Raw genomic sequence first — 21,383 nt, 5'->3', positions numbered from 1 at the left:
GTTGACGGGGGCGACAAACATCTTGCGCATCGATCGGAGCTGTCGTATCGTCTCCTCTCGAACCTCGTCGAAGCGCTTCGCCTCGACGGGTCGGACGACACGACGACGAGACGGTGAGGTCACGATGGCGACGATCCACGATGTGGCGCAGGCCGCCGGCGTCTCCATCTCGACCGTGTCGTACGCCCTCTCCGGCAAGCGTTCGATCGCCTCGAGCACGCGGCAGCGGGTCACCGACGTCGTCGAGCGTCTCGGCTACCGCCCGCACGCCGGGGCCCGCATGCTGGCCGGCGCGCGCACCAACATCCTCGCCCTCAGCGCGCCGATCCGCGCCGACAACCACCAGCCCACGCAGATGCGGTTCGTCACCGCGGTCGTCGAGGCCGCGCGCCGTCGCGACTACGACGTCCTGCTGCTCGCCACGGACGACGAGGTCTCGGGTATCCGCCGGGTCGCCTCGAGTTCGCTGGTCGACGGGGTCGTGGCCCTCGGCGTGGCGACGGTCGACGAGCGCGTCGACCTCGTGCGAGAGCTCGACCTCCCGGCCGGCTTCATCGGGATCCCGCGCGACGTCGACGACCTCGCCTGCATCGATCTCGACTTCGAGTCGGCCGCGCGTCTCGTCGTCGACCGCCTCGCCGACCACGGTCACGGGTCGATCGGGGTCATCGGCCACCCCGCCTCGTACCTCGAGCGCGACACCGGCTTCATCCGACGCTTCGACGACGCCTTCGCGGCCCGCGCCGCCGATCGGGGCGTGGAGAGCCTGACCGTCGCGACCGACCTCGGTCGCGCCTCCGCGATCCGCGCCGTCGACGAGCTCCGCGGTCGACTGCCCGACATGACCGCACTGGTGCTCCACTGCAGCGAGCCCACCGCCGAGGCCGCGATGCAGCATCTGCGCAGGCTCGGCGTCGACATCCCTCGAGACCTCTCGGTGCTGGCCGCCTGCGCCAGCTACCCCGCCGACGAGCTCGACCCGCCGCTCGACACCATCCCGCTGCCGATCGACGAGATGTGCTCGCGAGCGGTCGAGGCCGCCTTCGACCGCATCGACGGCCGCGTCGACACGGGTGTCGAGCTGATCGCGCCCACCTATCTGGCGAAGGGGTCGGTCATCGAGCCGACCCGCGCCTCCTGAACCCACCCGACCGCACCACCGCACCACCGCAGCACAACAGCACCACCACCGAATCACCACCCGCTCCGTCGCCCCCTGTTCATCGTCGAAACGCTTCGACGATGAAGGCGATGGGCACTCTACGAGGAGGTAGAACCTTGAACAAACGACGCATCGCCGCTTCCGGCACGGCCTTCGTAGCCACCGCCGCACTGCTCGCCGGCTGCTCCGCCGGCGGCGGAGGGTCATCCGACCCGAACACGCTGAAGCTCTGGCACTTCGAGAGCGAGACCAGCGCGATGGGCATCGCCTGGGACCAGGCCATCGAGACCTTCGAGGAGGAGACCGGCGCGACCGTGGAGTTCGAGGCGAAGAGCTTCGAGCAGATCCGTTCGACCGCCAGCCAGGTGCTGAACTCCGACGAGGCCCCCGACATCCTCGAGTACAACAAGGGCAACGCCACCGCCGGTCTGCTCGCCAGCCAGGGGCTGCTGTCGAACCTCGACGACGCCGTCGAGGAGTACGGCTGGGACGACGACCTCGCCCCGTCGATCGCCACGACGTCGAAGTACGACGAGCGCGGCATCATGGGCTCGGGCAGCTGGTACGGCATCCCCAACTACGGCGAGTACGTCGAGGTCTTCTACAACAAGGACGCCTTCGCCGAGCAGGGCATCGAGGTGCCGACCACGTACGACGAGTTCGAGGCCGCGCTGCAGACCTTCGCCGACGCCGGCATCACCCCGCTCGCCGAGGCCGGTGCCGAGTACCCGCTGGGGCAGCTCTTCTACCAGCTCGCCCTCTCGCAGGCCGACCGCTCGTTCGTCGATGACTACCAGCTCTACGAGGGCGACGTCGACTGGCAGGGCCCCGAGCTGACCTACGCGGCCGAGAAGCTGCAGGAGTACGTCGACAACGGCTGGATCTCGAAGGACGTCACGGGCATCAAGGCGGAAGACATGGGCACCACGTTCATGAGCGGCGGCGCGCCGATCATGGTCTCCGGCAGCTGGTGGGCCGGCCGTGTCGCCGATGAGGCGACCTTCGACTGGGGCACGTTCCTGTTCCCGGGCAGCGAGATGGCTCCGGGCTCGGGCGGCAACCTCTGGGTCGTCCCCGAGAACGCCGCCAACAAGGACCTCGCGACGAAGTTCATCGACATCACGATGCGCCCCGAGATCCAGAACCTCATCGGCAACAACGGCGGCGTGCCCGTCAAGGCCGACCCGGCCGACATCACCGACCCGAAGAGCCAGGAGCTCATCGCGAACTTCAACACGCTCCTCGAGCGCGACGGGCTCGCCTTCTACCCCGACTGGCCCACGCCCACGTTCTACGACCAGCTCGTCGCCGGCACACAAGAGCTCGTGAACGGTTCGACCTCACCCGACGACATGCTCAGCACCCTCGGCGACCAGTACCAGAGCGGCGTCGACGACATCACCGGAGAGTGACGCGATGACCTCCGTCGACACGAAGGAGGCGCAGCGCGCCCAGGAGGGTCGGCCCACGTCGCCGGCCCTCCCGGGCTCCGGGCGCCCCCGCCGCGGTGCCGGCGACTCCGGTCGCGCGGCCCGCCCCGCCCTCCCCCCGGAGGAGAGCCTGCTGCCGGGCTCCGGTCGCCGGGGCTTCTGGCTCTATCTGATCCCGGGGTTCGTCCTCTTCACGGTGGTCGTGCTGGTACCGCTGGTCTGGAACGTCTACCTCAGCTTCACCGACTACCGCGGCATCCGGCCGCCGACCTGGGCCGGCCTCGACAACTGGCGCGAGCTGATGTCGGACGAGCGCTTCTGGACGTCGTTCCAGAACAGCGTGTTCCTGATCATCGCGATGGTCGTCGTCCCGACCCTGCTCGGCCTGCTGCTCGCCGCGATGCTGTTCGACCTGATCGGCCGCAAGTTCGGCGGCCGACTCGCGTCGTTCCTCCGAGCCACCTACTACCTGCCGCAGATCCTGCCCGTGGCCATCGCCGCGATCGTGATCGGCTGGATCCTCCGACCCGAGAACGGCGCGTTGAACACCGTCCTCGAGGCGGTGGGGCTCGGTGCGCTGCAGCACAACTGGCTCGGCAGCCCCGACACGGCGCTGCTCAGCATCATGGTGGTCATGGTCTGGGTGCAGCTCGGCTACCCCGTGGTCATCTTCATGGCGGCCCTGCAGCGGGTGGACCCCGAGCTGTACGAGGCCGCCGAGCTCGACGGGGCCGGCTGGTTCCAGCGGTTCCGCGCCATCACCGTCAGCATCATCCGACCCGAGATCTTCGTCGTCGTGCTCACCTGCACGATCGCGGCGCTCAAGGTGTTCGGTCCGATCTACGCCCTGACCCGCGGCGGGCCCGGCGACTCGACGATCGTGCCGAGCTACTACGCCTACAGCGAGTTCTTCCAGAGTCAGCAGGTCGGCTACGGCGCCACGATCGCGACGGCGCTGACCCTCGTCATCGTCGTCATCACGGTGTTCTTCATCAAGGCCCAGAACCGGGCCGAACGAGCAGAGAGGGGCCGCTGATGGCCACGACCGTCGTACCCCCGGTCGACGACGACCGCATCCGTCCTGCGGTGGCCGACCCGCGCCTCCCGAAGGCCAAGCAGCGGGGGCGCAAGAAGACGGCCGCCGACTGGGCGATCCTCGCCGCGGCCGTGCTGTTCGGCGTGCTGATCGCGCTGCCGTTCCTGCTGATCCTCGTCAACTCGTTCAAGTCGCCCGCCGACTACACGGCCGGCGGGCCGTTGAGCCTGCCGACGTCGCTCTACTTCGACGGGCTCGTGAACTTCTGGAACCGCGTCGAGTTCCCGCAGAAGCTCTGGAACAGCTTCGTGATCGCCGGCCTCGTCGCGGTGTTCGCCGTCGTCATCTCGGTGTTCAACGCCTACGCGCTCGGCATCGGGCGGGTGCGCGGCCGCACCTGGATCATCGTGCTCTTCCTGCTGGCGAACATGCTGCCTCAGGAGGCCCTGCTCTACCCGCTGTACTTCCTGTTCAAGCAGGTGGGGCTCTACGACAACATCTGGGCGGTCATCATCATCTTCACGGTGATCCAGAGCGCGTTCGGCACGTACCTCCTGTCGAGCGTCTACGGGACCTTCCCGAAGGAGGTCCTCGAGGCCGCATCGCTCGACGGTGCCAGCCGGTGGCAGATCCTCTGGCGCGTGATCGTGCCGATCAGCCGCCCGACCCTGTCGGTGCTCGCGATCTTCTTCTTCATCTGGACCTGGAACGAGTTCCTCATCCCGCTCACCTTCCTCGTCTCGAACGCGAACCAGACGGTGCCGGTGGCCATCACGGCGCTGCAGGGCGACCGCCTGATGGACGTCACGACGACCAGCGCCTCGGCGCTGCTCGGCCTGATCCCGACCCTCGTGTTCTTCCTCCTCTTCCAGCGCACCCTCACCCGCGGCATCACCGCCGGTGCGGTCAAGTAGCGCGCACCGCTCGAAAGGCACCCCATGAAGTTCACCGACGGCTTCTGGCAGACGCGTCCCGGCGTCTCCTCCCTCTTCGGCCAGGAGGTCCACGACGTCGAGACCGGTGACGACGGGCGCTCGCTCGCCGTCACGGCCCCCACCAAGGTCATCGCGCACCGCGGCGACACGCTCAACCGGCCGGTGCTCACCGTGGGCCTCAGCTCGCCGATGGAGGGCGTGATCGCCGTCGAGGTCACGCACTTCGCCGGCGGTCGCGACGAGATCGGCTTCGACCTGGTCGGCGCCGAGGGCGGCCCGGCCGGGGTCGGCGTCGCCGAGGTGACCGAAGGAGGCGCGACGCTGTCCTCGGGGCGGCTCACCGCCTCCCTGGGTCGCGGCGGTCCCTTCGACCTCGTCTTCCGCGACGGCGACACCGTGCTCACGCGCTCGGGTGCGAAGTCGGTCGGGTACCACCAGGTGGCCCCCGACGCGCGGATCGACGGCGCCATGGTCGGCGCCGTGCTGAAGGGCGCGGGGCGTCCGGGCACGGCGACGGACCACGCCCCGTCGTACGTCTCGCAGCAGTTGTCGCTCGGCGTCGGCGAGCTGGTCTACGGGCTGGGCGAGCGCTTCGGTCCGCTCGTGAAGAACGGGCAGACCGTCGACGTCTGGAACGCCGACGGCGGCACCTCGAGCGAACAGGCCTACAAGAACGTGCCGTTCTACCTGACGAACCGCGGGTACGGCGTCCTCGTCGACCACCCGGGGCACGTCTCGTACGAGATCGGCTCCGAGGCGGTCGAACGCGTGCAGTTCTCGGTCGCGGGCGAGACCCTGCGCTATCTGGTGATCGCCGGCCCGACCCCGGCCGATGTGCTCGACCGGTACACGCGGCTCACCGGTCGCCCGGCGCACGTGCCGGCCTGGTCGTACGGCCTGTGGCTCTCGACCTCGTTCACGACCGACTACGACGAGGAGACGGTCACCGCCTTCGTCGACGAGATGGCCGCGCGCGACATGCCGATCAGCGTCTTCCACTTCGACTGCTTCTGGATGCGCGAGTTCCAGTGGTGCGACTTCGAATGGGACCCTCGGGTCTTCCCCGACCCCGAGGGCATGCTGGCGCGTCTGCACGAGCGCGACCTCCGGGTCTGCGTCTGGATCAACCCGTACATCGGGCAGCGCTCGACGCTGTTCCGCGAGGCGGCCGACGCCGGCTACCTCGTGAGGAACCCCGACGGCAGCGTCTGGCAGTGGGACCTCTGGCAGGCGGGCATGGGGTTGGTCGACTTCACGAACCCCGACGCGACGGCCTGGTTCCAGGGCCATCTGCGTCGGCTGCAGGCCCAGGGCGTCGACGCGTTCAAGACCGACTTCGGCGAGCGCATCCCCACCGACGTGGTCTGGCACGACGGCTCCGACCCCGAGCGGATGCACAACTGGTACACGCAGCTCTACAACCGCGCCGTCTTCGACGTCCTCGAGGAGGTCCGCGGCGAGGGCGACGCCGTGGTCTTCGCGCGCTCGGCGACGACCGGCGGCCAGGCGCTGCCCGTTCACTGGGGCGGCGACTCCACCTCGACCTTCGAATCGATGGCGGAGACGCTGCGTGGCGGTCTGTCGCTCGCGATGAGCGGCTTCTCGTTCTGGAGTCACGACATCGGCGGCTTCGAGGGCATGCCCGATCCCGACGTCTACAAGCGCTGGACGGCGTTCGGTCTCCTCTCGAGCCACAGCCGGTTCCACGGCAGCAGCTCGGTGCGGGTGCCGTGGGCGTTCGACGACGAGGCCGTCGAGGTGACCCGGGTCTTCACGAAGCTCAAGCTGCGGCTGATGCCCTACCTCTACGCCGCGGGGCTCGAGTCCACCCGCACCGGGCTGCCGGTCATGCGGCCGATGGCGCTGGCGTTCCCGGGCGACCGGGGTGCGGCGCACATCGACACGCAGTACCTGCTCGGCGACGACCTGCTCGTGGCGCCGGTGTTCTCCGCCGACGGCACCGTCGAGGTCTACCTGCCGGCCGGGCGCTGGACGAACTGGTTCACGGGCGAGGTCGTCGACGCGGGGGCGGGTGTCTGGCGCACCGAGACCCACGGGGTGCTGACCCTGCCGCTGTACGTCCGTGAGGGTGCCGTCATCCCGATGGGCGGGCGTGACGACCGCCCCGACCACGACTACCTCGACGGCCTCGTGCTGCGGGTGCTCCCCGGCGGCGACGGCGCGCGCACGGTGACCGTGACGACGCCCGACGGCGAGTCCGCCGACTTCGTCGTGACGAGACGAGGAGGCGCGGTGTCGGTCGAGACCACCGCCTCCTCGTCCGGGTCGACGCGCGTGGCTCCGCAGCTCGAGCGCTTCGGCAACGGCTGGGACTGACACGGCGCCTCCAGCCCCCGTGCCGCGAGCCGGTACGCTCGGCCGAGGAGGCCACGTGACGATCGAACCCGGGGCGCGCGCCGACGGTGTGCGCCAGACGAACCTGTCGGCGGTGCTCGGGCTCGTGCATGCGGCAGGCCCGCGCTCGCGCTCGGCGCTGACGCAGGCGACCGGTTTGAACCGATCGACCATCGCGGCTCTCGTCGGCGAGCTCGCCGAGCGCGGACTCGTCATCGAGACCGACCCCGTGGGCATCGCCCGGGTCGGCCGACCGAGCCCCGTGGTCGCCGCGAGCCGCGACGTCGTCGCGTACGCCGTCAACCCCGAGATCGACGCCGTGACCGTCGGGGTCGTCGGGCTCGACGGCGTCGTGCGCTCGCGGATCCGCCACGAGACCGACGGCATCCCGACGGCACGGGGCGCGGCGGCTGTCGCCGCCTCGGTCATCGACGAGCTGCGCGCCGCGTCGCCCGGCGTGGTGGAGGTCGGGGTCGGCCTCGCCGTGCCCGGTCTCGTCCGCGCCGACGGAGGTCTCGTCCGGCTGGCTCCGCACCTCGGCTGGGTCGACGAGCCGTTCGCCGAGCTCGTCGCCGACGCCGCCGGTCTGCCGGCTCGCGCGGCGAACGACGCGTCGGCCGCGGCCCTCGCCGAGGGGCGCTTCGGGGCCGGGCGCGGGGTCGACGACCTGGTGTTCCTCAACGGCGGGGCGAGCGGTGTCGGCGGGGGAGTCCTCGTCGGCGGCGCCCCGCTCGTCGGAGCCGGCGGCTACGCGGGCGAACTCGGTCACACGCTCGTGAACTCGGTCGGGCGACTCTGCCACTGCGGGGCGACCGGCTGCCTCGAGACCGAGGTCGGTCAGGCCGAGCTGCTGGCCGTGACCGGTCTCGACCGGTCGCAGGTCGACGAGCTCGCCGCGGCGCTCGTCGCGTCGACCCCGGGGTCGGAGGCGCGGGTCGAGGTGCAGCGCCAGGTCGACTTCCTGGCGATCGCCCTCCGCAACGTCGTCAACGTCTTCGATCCGAGCCTCATCGTGCTGGGCGGGTTCCTCGCGTCGCTGCTCGCGGCCGAGCCGGAGCGTCTGCTCGCCGGGGTCACCGCTCAGGCGCTGCCCGGCTCGGCCGACGATCTGCGCATCGTCCCGGCCGAGCTCGGAGCCGATCGTCTCACCATCGGGGCCGCCGAGCTCGCCTTCGCGCGCCTCCTCGCCGACCCGGCCGGCACCCGTCTGCCCTGACCGCCCCGCCGGCCCCCCCCCCCCCGTGTCGGTCGGGTCCGGCCCGTGACCGGGTGCGCGAGCCGCCCGTCGCACCCGCCCCGGGGTCAGACGTGCGTGTGCGGCTCGGAGTTCGCCCAGACCGAGGCGGCGGCCGGCCCGGCCAGCTCGACCGTCTCGACGGGCAGGTCGTGGGCGTCGGTGACGACGACCTGCATCGACCCCGCGTAGTCGCGGCGCTCGCCGATCCGCACGTGGGCGCCGACCCGCAGGTCGAGCGAGCTGAGGTAGCGCAGCAGCTCGGGCTCGTCGTCCGAGACGCGCACCACGTAGCCGCACTCGCCCTCGGCGAACTCGCCCAGCCGGTGGGCGACGGGGCGCACGGTGGTGCCGTCGCTCGCGGGGATCGGGTCGCCGTGCGGGTCCGCGGTCGGTCGGCCGAGCTCGACGTCGAAGGCCTCGAGCAGACGGTCGCTGACGGCGTGCTCGAGGATCTCGGCCTCGTCGTGCACCTCGTCCCACCCGTAGCCGAGGCGTTCGACGAGGTACGTCTCGATCAGCCGGTGACGGCGCACGACGGCGATCGCGACGGCTCGACCGGTGTCGGTCAGGGCGATGCGGCGGTACGGCTCGTAGTCGATGAAGCCGTCGCGTTCGAGCTTGCGCAGGTTGCCCGACACCGTCGAGGCGCCGACCCCGAGCGTGGCCGCGATCTCGTTCGTCGTGATGCCGGGGGCGTCGCCGTCGACGGCCCACTCGTCTGCCTTCCAGATGACCTTGAGGTAGTTCTCGGTCATCGTGGAGGGCGCCGAACCGGCTTCCGTTGGCATGCCCCGATTCTAGGTGGCNCTACGGGCGCGCGAGCGACCCCAGCGCCTGGGCCGCGCGGTAGCGGGCGCCGATGCCCGGTCGAGGCTCCGCATCGAAGGAGGCGCTGGTCGACAGCCCCCATCGGGGCCGGCTCCCCGAGAGGGCCCAGGCCGCCTGGCGGGCCGCGCCGTCGGCGACGTACTCGCCGGGTTCGGGCACGACGACCGGCACGTCGAAGACCTGGGCGGCGACGGCCTGGACGGCGGGGTTGAGGGCCGCCCCGCCGATCAGGAGCACGCGGCGCACGTCGACGCCCTGGTCGCGCACGGCGGCGGCGCCGTCGGCGAGGGCCGAGAGCATCCCCTCGACGGCGGCGCGGGCGAGGTTCTCGCGGGTGGTCGAGGCGAGGGTCAGCCCCGAGAGGGTGGCGGTCGCCTCGGGCAGGTCGGGGGTGCGCTCGCCCTCGAAGTACGGCACGAGCGACAGCCCACCCGAGCCGGGTTCGGCCGCGAGGGCGAGTCGGGCGAACTCGTCGTGGTCGACGCCGAGCAGCGAGCCGATCGAGGCGAGCACGCGGGCGGCGTTGAGGGTCGCGACGAGCGGGAGGTACCCGCCGGCGGCGTCGGCGAACCCGGCGACGGTGCCGCTCGGGTCGGTGACGGGGGAGTCGGTGACCGCGAAGGCCGTGCCGCTCGTGCCGATGCTGATGACGAGGTCGCCCACGGTGGCGTCGAGCCCGAGCGCGGCGCCGGCGTTGTCGCCCGCTCCCGCACCGACGACGATCCCCGCGGGGACGGCACCGTGCGCGATCGTCGTGCCCGCCGCCTCCTCGGCCTGAAGGATGCGAGGCAGCACGACGCGGCCATCGGTCGCCGAGGTGACGCTCTCGGTCCGGTCACCCGCCGCGACGCCCCCGGACGCGTCACCTCGATCGCTGCCGACGGCCTCGCGCCCGGGCCGCCCGAGGGCGCGCTCGAACAGCTCGAGGTCGTACCCCTCGTCGGCGGGGCTCCAGTACGAGGTGCCGCTGGCGTCCGAGCGGTCGGTGACGAGGGCGTCGAGGTCGGGGCCGAGAGCCGAGGAGGCGCGGGTCCCGTACCCGAGCAGTCGCCACGTCAGCCAGTCGTGCGGCAGGGCCACGGCCGCGACCCGGGCGGCGTTCTCGGGCTCGGCGTCGCGCAGCCAGCGCAGCTTCGTGGCGGTGAACGAGGCGACGGGCACGGTGCCCGTCCGCCGGGCGTACTCGTCGGCGCCGATCTCGGCGATCAGGTCGCGGGCGGCGGGGGCGCTGCGGGTGTCGTTCCAGAGCAGCGCGTCGCGCACGACCTCGCCGTCGGCGTCGAGCGCGACCATGCCGTGCTGCTGCCCGGCGATGGAGATCGACGCGACGTCGTCCAGGCCGCCGGCCGCGGCGATCGCGGCGATCAGCGCCTCCCACCAGGCGTCGGGCGGCACCTCGGTGCCCTCGGGGTGCTTGGCCGTGCCCTGCCGGACGAGCTCGCCCGTCGACAGGTCACGGACGACGACTTTGCAACTCTGGGTCGAGGAGTCGACCCCGGCGACGAGACTCATCCCCGTAGTTTGTCGTATGAGACCACAAATGCGCCAGTACAGTCGCCGGGCAGCTGTGAGAAGGCTGTCGATAGACTCAAGTGCACCTCAGCCGGTGCGTTCCCCCGACATGAGGAGGCAACCATGCCCGCAGTGGTGATCATCGGAGCCCAGTGGGGCGACGAGGGCAAGGGCAAGGCCACCGACCTGCTCTCGAGCCGCATCGACTACGTCGTCAAGTTCAACGGCGGCAACAACGCCGGTCACACGGTCGTGATCGGCGACCAGAAGTACGCGCTGCACCTGCTGCCCTCGGGCATCCTCTCGCCCGGCGTGACGCCGGTGATCGGCAACGGCGTCGTCGTCGACATCGAGGTCCTCTTCGACGAGCTCGACGCCCTGATCGCCCGCGGCATCGACGTCTCGCGTCTGCGGGTCAGCGCCAACGCGCACGTCATCACGCACTACCACCGCACCCTCGACAAGGTGACCGAGCGGTTCCTCGGCAAGCGCCAGATCGGCACCACCGGTCGCGGCATCGGCCCGACCTACGCCGACAAGATCAACCGCGTCGGCATCCGCATCCAGGACATCTTCGACGAGGGCATCCTGCGTCAGAAGGTCGAGGCGGCGCTCGACCAGAAGAACCACCTGCTCGTCAAGATCTACAACCGTCGGGCCATCGAGGTCGACGAGGTCGTCGAGTCGCTGCTGTCGTACGCCGAGCGGCTGCGGCCCATGGTGGCCGACACGGCGCTCGAGATCCACCAGGCGCTCGAGGCCGACAAGATCGTGCTGTTCGAGGCCGGTCAGGCGACCATGCTCGACGTCGACCACGGCACCTATCCGTTCGTCACCTCGTCGTCGGCCACGGCCGGCGGCGCGTCGACGGGTTCGGGCATCGGCCCGGGCCGCATCGAGCGCGTCATCGGCATCGTCAAGGCGTACACGACGCGCGTCGGCGCCGGCCCGTTCCCGACCGAGCTCTTCGACGCCTCGGGCGAGTTCCTGCGGGCCAACGGCTTCGAGTTCGGCACGACGACCGGTCGCCCGCGTCGGTGCGGCTGGTACGACGCCCCGATCGCCCGCTACACCGCGCGCATCAACGGCGTGACCGACTTCGTGCTGACCAAGCTCGACGTGCTGACCGGTCTCGACAAGATCCCGGTCTGCGTCGCGTACGACGTCGACGGCGTCCGCCACGACGAGGTGCCCGTCTCGCAGAGCGACTTCCATCACGCGACGCCGATCTACGAGGAGTTCGACGGCTGGACCGAAGACATCACCGGCGCCCGCACCTTCGACGACCTCCCGAAGGCGGCCCGAGAGTACGTCCTCGCCGTCGAGAAGATGAGCGGCGCGCGCATCTCGGCCATCGGCGTCGGCCCCGGTCGCGACGCGATCGTCGTCCGCCACGACCTGCTCGGCTGACCCGGCCGGTCCGATGACCGCGCGTCGCCCGGCCCCCGCCTCCCTGTCCGGCTCTCTCGTCACGGTGACTCCGCTCGAACCCTCCGATCTGCCCGAGCTGCACGCCGCCATAGGCCGCCCCGAGGTGTTCGCGGGCGGCTGGGGTGGCGGCCCGGCCGGCTACCGTGCCGACTACGACGACTGGGCGCGGTTCGTCGAGGGCTACCTGCTGTGGGAGTCCGCGAGCGTGTTCGGGGTGCGCAGCGCCTCCTCGGGGGCTCTCGTCGGCACGACCACGCTGGGGCTGTTCGACCTGACGAACGAGTCGGCGCACGTCGGCTGGACGGCCTACGCGCCCGAGGTCTGGGGTTCCGGCGTCAACGCCGAGACGAAGCTGCTCGTGCTCGGTCACGCCTTCGAGCACGGGTTCGGCCGCATCCAGCTGCAGGCCGACGTGCTGAACGACCGCTCGCGGGCGGCCATCCTCCGTCTCGGCGCGGCCTTCGAAGGCGTGCAGCGGCGGATGCAGCGTCGGGCCGACGGGTCGTGGCGCGACACGGCCGTCTACTCGATCCTCGGCGACGAATGGCCGGGTGTGCGGGCCGGTCTCGAGCAGCGGCTGGCCTCCTCAGCAAGCGCCCAGACTCGTGGAACACGCTTGCTCCCATGACACTGGAAATCGCATACACCGCCATCGCCCACGCTTCCGGCGGGGGCCGTGACGGTCACGTCCGAAGCGAAGACGACCGTCTCGACTTCGACACCCGTCCGCCGAAAGAACTCGGTGGTTCCGGCGAGGGCACGAACCCCGAGCAGCTGTTCGCGGCCGGTTTCGCCGCCTGCTTCCTCAGTGCGATGCACGGCGCCGGCAAGAAGCTCGGCGTCGACACGACCGACTCGTCCGTCTCCGCGAGCGTCGGCATCGGCGGCAACGGCGAGGGCGGCTACGGCCTGGCCGTCGAGCTCGACATCTACACCCCGAACGTCGAGCCCGAGCGTCGTCAAGAGCTCGCCGACGCGGCGCACCACGTGTGCCCGTACTCGAACGCCACGCGCGGCAACGTCGAGGTCACGCTGACCCTGGTCGACTGAACCGAGCACCCCACCGAGGAGGCGCGCCCCGAGATCCCGGGGCGCGCCTCCTCGGTCTCGTGGGGGCTGCCTTCGCTAGGCTCGGTGAATGGCACTCGACAGTCCTCTCGGGGCGGACAGCCCCCTCAGCAGCACCGACCGGGCAGCGATCGACGAACTGACCGGCATCCGGCAGAGCATCGACAACATCGACGCGGCGCTCGTGCACCTGCTGGCCGAACGCTTCAAGTTCACGCAGTCGGTCGGTCATCTGAAGGCCGCGGCCGGCATGCCGGCCAGCGACCCCGAACGCGAGCGCGTCCAGATCCAGCGGCTGCGACAGCTCGCCGAGCAGTCGCACCTCGACCCCGCCTTCGCCGAGAAGTTCCTGAACTTCATCGTGGGCGAGGTCATCCACCACCACGAGCGCATCGCGAACGGCACCGAGCCGACCGGCCCCGCGGCCGGCGGGCGGAGCTGACGCGATGAGCACCCCGGGCCTCGACGGCACGGCCGTCCCCGCGCCCGAGCGCCTCTACATCGGCTCGTACACGCCGACCAGCGGCGGCCGCGGCGCGGGCATCACGGTGCTCGAGCGCCCGGCGCCGGGTGTCCCGTGGCAGGCCGCGCAGGTCGTCGAGGCCGACGACCCGTCGTTCCTCGTCGTGGTCGACGGCGCCCTGCACGCGGCGTCCGAGACCGCCGAGGGCCGGGTGCTGTCGTACACGGTGTCCGCAGGCTCCCTCGTGGCCGCGAGCAGCGCCTCCTCGGGTGGGTCCTCTCCCTGCCATCTCGTCGTCGATCCGGTGTCGGGCGCCCTCGTCGTCGCGAACTACGTCGCCGGCGGCATCGGCGTGCTCTCCGGCGACCCGTCCGACCCGGCCCGGGTGACCCGATCGCTGGCGCTGCCCGTCGGGCACGGCCCCGTGCTCGATCGGCAGGAGCGCCCGCACGCCCACCAGGCCACCCCGACGCCCTGGGGCACCATCGTCGTCAGCGATCTGGGCACCGACCGGCTCGTCGAGTACGTCGTCGACCCGATCACGCTCGACCCCGAGCAGATCGCCGTCCACCCCCTGCCCTCGGGCTCCGGGCCCCGGCACCTCGTGTGGCTCGACGACCGGCTCGTCGTCGTGGGCGAGCTCGACGCGCGACTGCACGTGCTCCGTCGCGTCGGCGGGAAGCTCGTCGTCGACCACTCGGTCGAGGTGTTCGAGGGGTCGTCGTCGACTCCCGACATCCTGCCGTCGCACGTCGCGGTCGACGCCGGTCGGGTGTACGTCGCGACGCGCGGTCGTGACACGATCAGCGTCTTCTCGGTCGAGGGCGACCGGCTCGCCCTCGTCGGCGAGGCGCCCTGCGGTGGTGAGTGGCCCCGTCACTTCGCCATCACCCCCGGCATGCTCTACTGCGCGAACCAGGCCTCCGACACGGTGTCGGTGCTCCCGCTCGACCCCGAGACCGGTCTGCCCGGCGCGCCCGTCGACGTCTTCTCGATCGGCAGCCCCGCCTGCATCGTCGTCGGCTGACGCGAGGCTGACCCGTCCCGGTCTCAGCGCGCGTCGGAGAGGCGCCGCAGCACGGCGATGACCTCGTCGATGGAGGCGCGGTTCGGGTCGACCGCGCCCGACGCCGCCGTCGACTGCCCCGGTCCGAAGTAGAGGCCGTCCGACACGAGCGACACGATGCGCGCGACGGCGGGGTCGCCGACCGCGTCGAGCACGACGTCGTACCAGCGCTGCTGCATGTCGGTGAGCGCGTCGACGGCACGCGGCCACTGACCGCTCGAGGCGAGGTGGGCGACGGTGCTGATGCAGCGGTCGAACGGCGCGTCGGCGATGACGGGCGGGGGCGAGGAGGTGCGGAGGAAGTAGTCGATCGCCCCGTCGGGGGCGGTGGTCATGCGGTGCACGTCGTCGTCGAGGAGTGCCGCGAGCCGGTCGACGACGCCGTCGACGAGCGCTTCGCGGCTGGGGAAGTGGTACAGCAGCCCGCCCTTCGAGACGCCGGCCGACGCGGCGACGGCGTCGAACGTCGCGGCCCGCTCGCCACCGTCGACGACGAGCAGTTCGAAGGCGTCGAGCATCTTCTCGCGGGCCGACGGTCGAGGACTCATTCTGATACTGTACCGTCCAGACGGTTTACTGTACCGCCTGGACGGTTTTCGGTCCCGAGCACGCGTCGACACCGGACCATGCCGTCCGACTCCGCCCGCGGCCCCGTCCATCCCGCCCCGCCACTCATCACGAAAGCGACCCCGCACCATGACCCGCGCCTCCTCCGCCGTCGGCACGCCCACCCGGGCCGGCACCCGCCAATGGGCGGCCCTCGTGGTGCTCATGCTGCCGGTGCTGCTCGTGTCGATCGACAACACCGTGCTGAGCTTCGCGCTGCCCGAGATCTCGACCGCGCTGCGTCCGAGCGCGGCGGGTCAGCTGTGGATCGTCGACGTCTACTCGCTCGTGCTCGCGGGGCTGCTCGTGGCGATGGGGTCCCTGGGCGACCGGTTCGGTCGCCGGCGGCTGCTGCTGATCGGCGCCTCGGGCTTCGCCCTCGTGTCGCTCGGGGCCGCCTTCGCGCCCGACGCCGGCACGCTGGTGGCCGCTCGCGCCGTGCTGGGCTTCTTCGGCGCGATGATCATGCCGGCGACGCTCTCGCTGCTGCGCAGCACGTTCCTCGACCGCGACCAGCGTCGTCTGGCGATCGCGATCTGGGCGAGCGGGTTCGCCGCCGGCTCGGCGCTCGGGCCCATCGTGGGGGGCATCCTGCTCGAGCACTTCGCCTGGGGATCGATCTTCCTGATCGCGGTCCCGGTGCTCGTGCCGCTGCTGGTGCTCGCCCCGATCCTGCTCGTCGAGAGCCGCGACCCCGAGCCGGGGCCGTTCGACCCCGTGTCGGTGCTGCTCTCGCTCACGGCGATGGCGCCGGTCGTCGCCGCGATCAAACTGCTCGCGACGCACGGCCCCGGTGTCGACGTCGTGGCCCTCGCCGCCCTCGGGATCGCCTCGGGTTGGCTCTTCGTGCGCCGTCAGCTGCGCCGCGAGCGCCCGCTGCTCGACGTGCGGCTCTTCTCGAACCCGGTGTTCGCCGGCTCGATCGTCGTGAACCTGCTGGCCATCCTCTCGCTGGTCGGGTTCCTCTTCTTCACGACGCAGCACCTCCAGCTGGTCGTCGGGCTGCGGCCCCTCCAGGCGGCCCTGACCCTCGTGCCGGGTCTCGCGGTCATGATCGTCGCCGGTCTGATCGTGGTGCCGATCGTCCGGAGGGTGACCCCGCGCGTCATCGTCGCCGCCGGGCTGGCGTCCGCCGCGATCGGGTACGCGACGGTGTGGCTGTCGGGGGCCGAGGCGCCGGTGGTGCTCTTCGTCGTCGCGTTCGCGCTCGTCGGGCTGGGGGTCGGGGCCGCCGAGACGATCTCGAACGATCAGATCATCGCGGCCGTCCCGCCGGCCCGCGCCGGGGCGGCGTCGGCCGTCTCCGAGACCGCCTACGAGGTCGGCGCCGTGCTCGGCACCGCCGTGCTCGGCAGCATGCTCACGGCGATCTACCGGGGCAGCCTCGTGATCCCCGACGGGGTGCCCGCCGAGGCCGGAGACGCCGCCCGAGAGACCCTGGGAGGCGCGGTGTCCGCAGCGGGGTCCCTCGACGCCTCCGTCGCCGGTCGCCTCCTCGACGCGGCCACCCACGCCTTCGACGAGGGTCTCGTCGCGACCGCCGGAGTCGGGGCCGGCGTGATGGTCGTCGCCGTCGTGGTGGCGCTGGTGTCCCTGCGTCGCGCGTCGGCCCACGACTGACCGTCTGCGGTGTCGGTGCGCACGGGTAAAGTGGTGCCGGTCCATCCCGAGACGCTGAGGAGTCCCATGTCGCGCACCGTCCGACTCGCCGCCGTTCCCGGCGACGGCATCGGCCCCGAGGTCGTGGCCGAGGCTCTCAAGGTGCTCGACGCCGCGACGGGCGACGACGCCGTGTTCGAGGTCACCGAGTTCCGACTCGGTGCGGCCCGCTACCTCGAGACGGGCGACATCCTGACCGACGACGACCTCGAGGCGCTGTCGTCGCACGACGCCATCCTGCTCGGCGCGGTCGGCGGCGATCCGCGCGACCCGCGTCTGCGCGGGGGCATCATCGAGCGCGGTCTGCTGCTCAAGCTGCGATTCGCGTTCGACCACTACGTCAACCTGCGTCCGACGCTGGTCTACCCGGGTGTCCCGTCGCCCCTCGCCGATCCGGGCCAGGTCGACTTCGTGGTCGTCCGAGAGGGCACCGAGGGTCCCTACGTCGGCAACGGCGGGGTCCTCCGGCAGGGCACGCCGCACGAGATCGCCAACGAGGTCAGCGTGAACACCGCGCACGGCGTCGAGCGCGTTGTCCGCTTCGCGTTCGAGAAGGCGCGGGCTCGGCGCGGTCGTCTCACGCTGGTGCACAAGACCAACGTGCTCGTGTTCGCCGGTGGCCTCTGGCAGCGGCTCGTCGACTCGGTCGCGGCCGAGTACCCCGACGTGACGGTCGACTACCAGCACGTCGACGCGGCCACCATCCACCTCGTCGTCGACCCGTCGCGGTTCGACGTCATCGTGACGGACAACCTCTTCGGAGACATCCTCACCGACCTCGCGGGCGCCGTCAGCGGGGGCATCGGTCTCGCGGCGTCGGCGAACATCAACCCCGACGGCGTCTTCCCGAGCATGTTCGAGCCGGTGCACGGCTCGGCCCCCGACATCGCCGGGCAGCAGAAGGCCGACCCGACGGCGGCGATCCTCTCGGTCGCCCTCCTGCTCGAGCACCTCGGGCTGCCCGACGCCGCGGCACGCGTCACGACGGCGGTCGAGGGCGACATCGCCGACCGCTCGACCCGCGCCTCCTCGGCGGCGCCCCGCACCACCGCCGAGATCGGCTCGGCGATCGCCGAGCGTCTGCAGACCGCCGGCCCCGCGCCGTCCGCGTCCTCCTCCGCCTCTGCTCGAAGGGCATCATGACCACCACCGACGCTCCGACCGACGGCACCTCGTCCGGGTTCGGTCTGCAGTTCGACCTCAGGCCGTCGTCGACCGCACGCGATGCGGCCGAGCGAGAGGTCATCCTCTCCGACCCGGGTTTCGGCAAGCACTTCACCGACCACATGGTCACCATCCGCTGGAGCCTCGAGGGCGGGTGGCACGAAGCGGCCGTCCACGCCTACGGCCCGCTGCAGCTCGACCCGTCGGCCTCGGTGCTGCACTACGCGCAAGAGATCTTCGAGGGCATGAAGGCCTACCGTCACGCCGACGGGTCGGTCTGGTCGTTCCGCCCCGAGGCGAACGCCCGGCGGCTGCAGCGCTCGGCGCGCAGGCTCGCCCTGCCCGAGCTGAGCACCGACGACTTCGTCGAGTCCGTCCGGCAGCTGGTCCGCGCCGATCTCGACTGGGTGCCCTCGGCGCCCGAGACGAGCCTGTACCTGCGGCCCTTCATGATCGCGACCGAGGCGTTCCTCGGTGTGCGCGCCGCCCACGAGGTGGCCTACCACGTGATCGCCAGCCCCGCGGGGGCGTACTTCACGGGCGGCGTCTCGCCGGTCTCGATCTGGCTGACGACGAACTTCGCGAGGGCCGGCAAAGGAGGCACGGGTGCGGCGAAGACGGGCGGCAACTACGCCTCGTCCCTGCTCCCGCAGCAGGAGGCCTACGAGAACGGCTGCCAGCAGGTGCTGTTCCTCGACTCGTCCGAGAGCAACTACATCGAAGAGCTCGGCGGCATGAACGTCGTGCTCGTCAAGCGGGACGGCACCCTGGTCACCCCGGACAGCGACTCGATCCTTGAGGGGATCACCCGCGACTCGATCCTCGAACTGGCTGAGGCGCGGGGGCACCGCGTCGAGCGTCGACGGGTCACCCTCGACGAGTGGCGCGACGGTGTGGCTTCGGGCGACATCGTCGAGGTGTTCGCGTGCGGCACCGCCGCGGTCGTCGTGCCGATCGCCGAACTGAAGGGCGAGGGCGTGCACATCGGCTCTCCCGCAGCTGAAGGTGGAGAGCTGACGATGTCGCTCCGTGCCGAGCTGACCGACATCCAGTACGGTCGGCGACCCGATGTTCACGGATGGATGACGAGGCTCGACGCATGAAGATCGCACGGTTCGCAACCCCCGGCGAAGACCCCCGTTACGGCATCGTCGACGAGCGCGAGCTGATCGTGCTCGCGGGCGACCCGATGTACAGCGGCTACGAGACCACGGGCGAGCGCATCTCGCTGCGGTCGGCGAAGATCCTCGCGCCGGTCATCCCCCGCTCCAAGGTGGTCGGGGTCGGCTTGAACTACCACGACCACGCCGACGAGCTGGGGCAGACCCCTCCGGAGGCGCCGCTCCTGTTCATGAAGCCGAACACGACGGTCATCGGCTTCGGCGATTCGATCCAGCTGCCGCCGGACGTCGGTCAGGTCGACTTCGAAGGTGAACTGGCCATCGTGATCGGCTCGATCGCCAAGCGCGTCAAGGCCGAGAACTACGAGGACGTCGTCTTCGGCTACACGATCGCGAACGACGTGACGGCTCGCGACGTGCAGAACAGCGACGGTCAGTGGACGCGCGCCAAGGGGTACGACACGTTCCTGCCGCTCGGTCCGTACATCGAGAACGAGTTCGACTGGAGCGACGCGACCATCGAGACCCGCGTCGACGGCGAGGTCATGCAACGCGAGTCGACGATGCAGATGATCCACAAGATCCCCGAGCTGATCGAGTACGTGACCGACGTGTTCACCCTGCTGCCGGGTGACGTGATCCTCACCGGCACCCCTGCCGGCATCGGCCCGTTCACCTCCGGTCAGACCGTCGAGGTCGCGATCTCGGGCATCGGCTCGTTGATCAACCCCGCCAAGAACCGCGTCTGACTCGGACTCCCCGTGACCTCGACCCCTGACATCTCGCGCCGACGCGCGCCATGGGTGCCGGGGGTGGCGGTCGCGGCGATCGCCCTGGGTCTCGCGTGGGGTGTGCATCTGGTGCTTCCGGCGGTGCCGATCCTCACGGTCTGCGTGCTGCTCGGCATCCTGGTGGCGCAGATCCCGCAGGCTCGATCGGCTCTCGACGGGGTTCTCGCTCCGGGTCTGACCCTCTCGGCCAAGCGACTGCTGCGCATCGGAGTGGTGCTCCTCGGTCTGAAGCTCAGCCTCGTCGACGTCGCCGGTCTGGGCTGGCTGACGATCGTCGTGGTCATCGCGATCCTCGCGGCCACGTTCTTCGTGACATGGGCTCTCGGCCGGTGGGCGCGACTCCCCGGTGATCAGCCGCTGCTCCTCGCGGCCGGCTTCTCGATCTGCGGCGCCTCGGCGATCGGTGCGATGAGCGCAGTCACCCGGGATCGAGGGCGCGACGCGGCCACGCCCGTCGCCCTGGTCACTCTCTGCGGAACCGCCGCGATCGCGATCCTCCCCCCGATCGGCGCGGCGCTCGGGCTCACCGACATGCAGTTCGGCGCGTGGACCGGGGCGAGCGTCCACGATGTCGGGCAGGTCGTCGCCACCGCTCAGACCGCCGGAGCCTCCGCGCTCGCGATCGCCGTCGTGGTCAAACTGACCCGGGTGGTCATGCTGGCACCCGTGGTCGCGATCACCTCGGTGGTCATCCGCCGACGAGGGGGAGGCGCGGGTACGCGACCGCCGATCGTCCCGTTGTTCGTCGTCGGGTTCCTGATCGCCGTCGTCATCCGCACGTTCCTGCCGATCCCCGAGACCGTGGTCGGTGCGGCCGACGTGGCCCAGACGGTTCTGCTCGGACTCGCGCTCTTCGGACTCGGAACCGGGATCCGCTTCGAGAAGCTCGTCCGGACGGGAGGCCGCGCGGTCGCCGTCGGTCTCGCGTCGTGGCTGTTCATCGCGGTCGTCTCGCTCGGCGCGGTCCAGCTGCTGCCGCTGGCGTAGTCCCGGGTCGCACGCTTCGATCGTGTCCCGGTGTCCCGGTGTCCCGGTGTCCCGGGTGTCCGGGTAGCCGGGTAGCCGCGTGTCCGCCTGCCCGGTTGGAGAGCCGACACGTGCGGCGGGGACGGCCTCGTCGAGGCGTCCGTCGGCTCCGTCGACCGGGTCGGAGACGCCGTGTGCGGCGTTCTGGGGCGGGATCGTGATGTTTCCGGGGTTTTCGGCGGCGACACGCCCGGGATGCGTGGAGGTTTGGACGTGTGGCGGATTGTCCGTGTAAGGTTCTTTCTTGTCACCCCAAAGGTTCGGCGGAGCGAAGCTCACCGGAACTCAAGTGTGACCGGCTTCCAAGTCCTCGAGTTGCCATTACGGCCTCGGACCAAGCAAGTTGCAACACTGGAAAACATGATGTAGGTTAGTGCCTCGTTCCCACGGGAACGGATTGCTTCTTAGGAAGTGATTGTCACTGGTTTTACGGATTGTAATCTGGTGCTAAGGTTTCACAGCTGCCTCGGACGATGGCCTTCATAAGGTCGGG

19 protein-coding genes are annotated in these 21,383 nt (G+C 70.8%); 16 read left to right on the top strand and 3 right to left on the bottom strand.

The window, feature by feature from the left end; all coding sequences use genetic code 11:
* Positions 1–124 precede the first annotated feature (124 nt).
* From IFT51_RS13175 to IFT51_RS13150, 6 genes are all read left to right on the top strand, one after another.
* Positions 125–1,141, top strand: a complete 1,017-nt coding sequence (locus IFT51_RS13175) for a LacI family DNA-binding transcriptional regulator (protein WP_192061550.1) — start codon at positions 125–127, stop codon at positions 1,139–1,141.
* A gap of 137 nt (positions 1,142–1,278) precedes the next feature.
* Positions 1,279–2,574 (top strand): ABC transporter substrate-binding protein, encoded by a 1,296-nt coding sequence (locus tag IFT51_RS13170; RefSeq protein ID WP_244637295.1) that lies wholly within the window; start codon positions 1,279–1,281, stop codon positions 2,572–2,574.
* A 4-nt stretch (positions 2,575–2,578) separates the two neighbouring features.
* Entirely contained in the window at positions 2,579–3,628 is a 1,050-nt protein-coding gene (locus tag IFT51_RS13165) for a carbohydrate ABC transporter permease (protein WP_192061548.1), read from the top strand.
* Positions 3,628–4,542: a carbohydrate ABC transporter permease gene (locus IFT51_RS13160; protein WP_192061547.1), complete on the top strand. Its 915-nt coding sequence runs from the start codon at positions 3,628–3,630 to the stop codon at positions 4,540–4,542. Before IFT51_RS13165 ends, IFT51_RS13160 begins: the two co-directional genes overlap by 1 nt.
* A gap of 24 nt (positions 4,543–4,566) precedes the next feature.
* The gene (yicI, locus tag IFT51_RS13155) at positions 4,567–6,900 is read left to right on the top strand and encodes an alpha-xylosidase (protein ID WP_192061546.1); all 2,334 of its coding nucleotides are present in this window, start codon (positions 4,567–4,569) and stop codon (positions 6,898–6,900) included.
* Positions 6,901–6,955: 55 nt separating this feature from the next.
* The gene (locus IFT51_RS13150; protein WP_192061545.1) at positions 6,956–8,134 is read left to right on the top strand and encodes an ROK family protein; all 1,179 of its coding nucleotides are present in this window, start codon (positions 6,956–6,958) and stop codon (positions 8,132–8,134) included.
* An 86-nt stretch (positions 8,135–8,220) separates the two neighbouring features.
* On the opposite strand, the gene IFT51_RS13145 is transcribed toward IFT51_RS13150, so the two are convergent.
* Positions 8,221–8,943, bottom strand: coding sequence for a metal-dependent transcriptional regulator (locus tag IFT51_RS13145; protein ID WP_192061544.1), 723 nt, complete (start codon positions 8,941–8,943; stop codon positions 8,221–8,223).
* Between the two features lie 19 nt (positions 8,944–8,962).
* Positions 8,963–10,495, bottom strand: coding sequence for a xylulokinase (locus IFT51_RS13140; RefSeq protein ID WP_192061543.1), 1,533 nt, complete (start codon positions 10,493–10,495; stop codon positions 8,963–8,965).
* Positions 10,496–10,618: 123 nt separating this feature from the next.
* Between IFT51_RS13140 and IFT51_RS13135 the strand changes: the two genes are divergently transcribed.
* The 5 genes from IFT51_RS13135 to IFT51_RS13115 all read left to right on the top strand — a co-directional run bounded on the left by IFT51_RS13135 (position 10,619) and on the right by IFT51_RS13115 (position 14,484).
* Positions 10,619–11,905, top strand: coding sequence for an adenylosuccinate synthase (locus IFT51_RS13135; protein WP_192061542.1), 1,287 nt, complete (start codon positions 10,619–10,621; stop codon positions 11,903–11,905).
* Between the two features lie 13 nt (positions 11,906–11,918).
* The gene (locus IFT51_RS13130) at positions 11,919–12,554 is read left to right on the top strand and encodes a GNAT family N-acetyltransferase (RefSeq protein ID WP_192061541.1); all 636 of its coding nucleotides are present in this window, start codon (positions 11,919–11,921) and stop codon (positions 12,552–12,554) included.
* Positions 12,555–12,556: 2 nt separating this feature from the next.
* Positions 12,557–12,976 (top strand): organic hydroperoxide resistance protein, encoded by a 420-nt coding sequence (locus tag IFT51_RS13125; RefSeq protein ID WP_279293206.1) that lies wholly within the window; start codon positions 12,557–12,559, stop codon positions 12,974–12,976.
* A gap of 88 nt (positions 12,977–13,064) precedes the next feature.
* Complete coding sequence (locus IFT51_RS13120) at positions 13,065–13,436, top strand: chorismate mutase (RefSeq protein WP_192061539.1); 372 nt, start codon at positions 13,065–13,067, stop codon at positions 13,434–13,436.
* A gap of 4 nt (positions 13,437–13,440) precedes the next feature.
* A complete protein-coding gene (locus tag IFT51_RS13115) occupies positions 13,441–14,484 on the top strand; it encodes a beta-propeller fold lactonase family protein (RefSeq protein ID WP_192061538.1) in 1,044 nt (347 codons plus the stop codon).
* A 23-nt stretch (positions 14,485–14,507) separates the two neighbouring features.
* Here IFT51_RS13115 and IFT51_RS13110 read toward each other — a convergent pair whose 3' ends face one another.
* Entirely contained in the window at positions 14,508–15,071 is a 564-nt protein-coding gene (locus IFT51_RS13110; protein ID WP_243215725.1) for a TetR/AcrR family transcriptional regulator, read from the bottom strand.
* A gap of 148 nt (positions 15,072–15,219) precedes the next feature.
* Between IFT51_RS13110 and IFT51_RS13105 the strand changes: the two genes are divergently transcribed.
* The 5 genes from IFT51_RS13105 (at position 15,220) to IFT51_RS13085 (ending at position 20,851) form a co-directional block, all read left to right on the top strand.
* Positions 15,220–16,749, top strand: coding sequence for an MFS transporter (locus tag IFT51_RS13105; RefSeq protein WP_192061537.1), 1,530 nt, complete (start codon positions 15,220–15,222; stop codon positions 16,747–16,749).
* 66 nt (positions 16,750–16,815) lie between these two features.
* Positions 16,816–17,931, top strand: a complete 1,116-nt coding sequence (locus tag IFT51_RS13100; protein WP_192061536.1) for a 3-isopropylmalate dehydrogenase — start codon at positions 16,816–16,818, stop codon at positions 17,929–17,931.
* Entirely contained in the window at positions 17,928–19,055 is a 1,128-nt protein-coding gene (locus IFT51_RS13095) for a branched-chain amino acid aminotransferase (RefSeq protein WP_192061535.1), read from the top strand. The genes IFT51_RS13100 and IFT51_RS13095 overlap by 4 nt, the downstream gene beginning before the upstream one ends.
* Positions 19,052–19,822 (top strand): fumarylacetoacetate hydrolase family protein, encoded by a 771-nt coding sequence (locus tag IFT51_RS13090; protein ID WP_192061534.1) that lies wholly within the window; start codon positions 19,052–19,054, stop codon positions 19,820–19,822. The genes IFT51_RS13095 and IFT51_RS13090 overlap by 4 nt, the downstream gene beginning before the upstream one ends.
* A 12-nt stretch (positions 19,823–19,834) precedes the next feature.
* Complete coding sequence (locus tag IFT51_RS13085; RefSeq protein WP_371740805.1) at positions 19,835–20,851, top strand: YeiH family protein; 1,017 nt, start codon at positions 19,835–19,837, stop codon at positions 20,849–20,851.
* Positions 20,852–21,383 lie beyond the last annotated feature (532 nt).

Origin of the sequence: Frigoribacterium sp. CFBP 13712, assembly GCF_014842255.1 — a bacterium.
GTDB lineage: Bacteria > Actinomycetota > Actinomycetes > Actinomycetales > Microbacteriaceae > Frigoribacterium.
The sequence above is the reverse complement of the archived record's forward strand: the minus strand, read 5'-3'. Positions and strand labels throughout refer to the sequence as shown.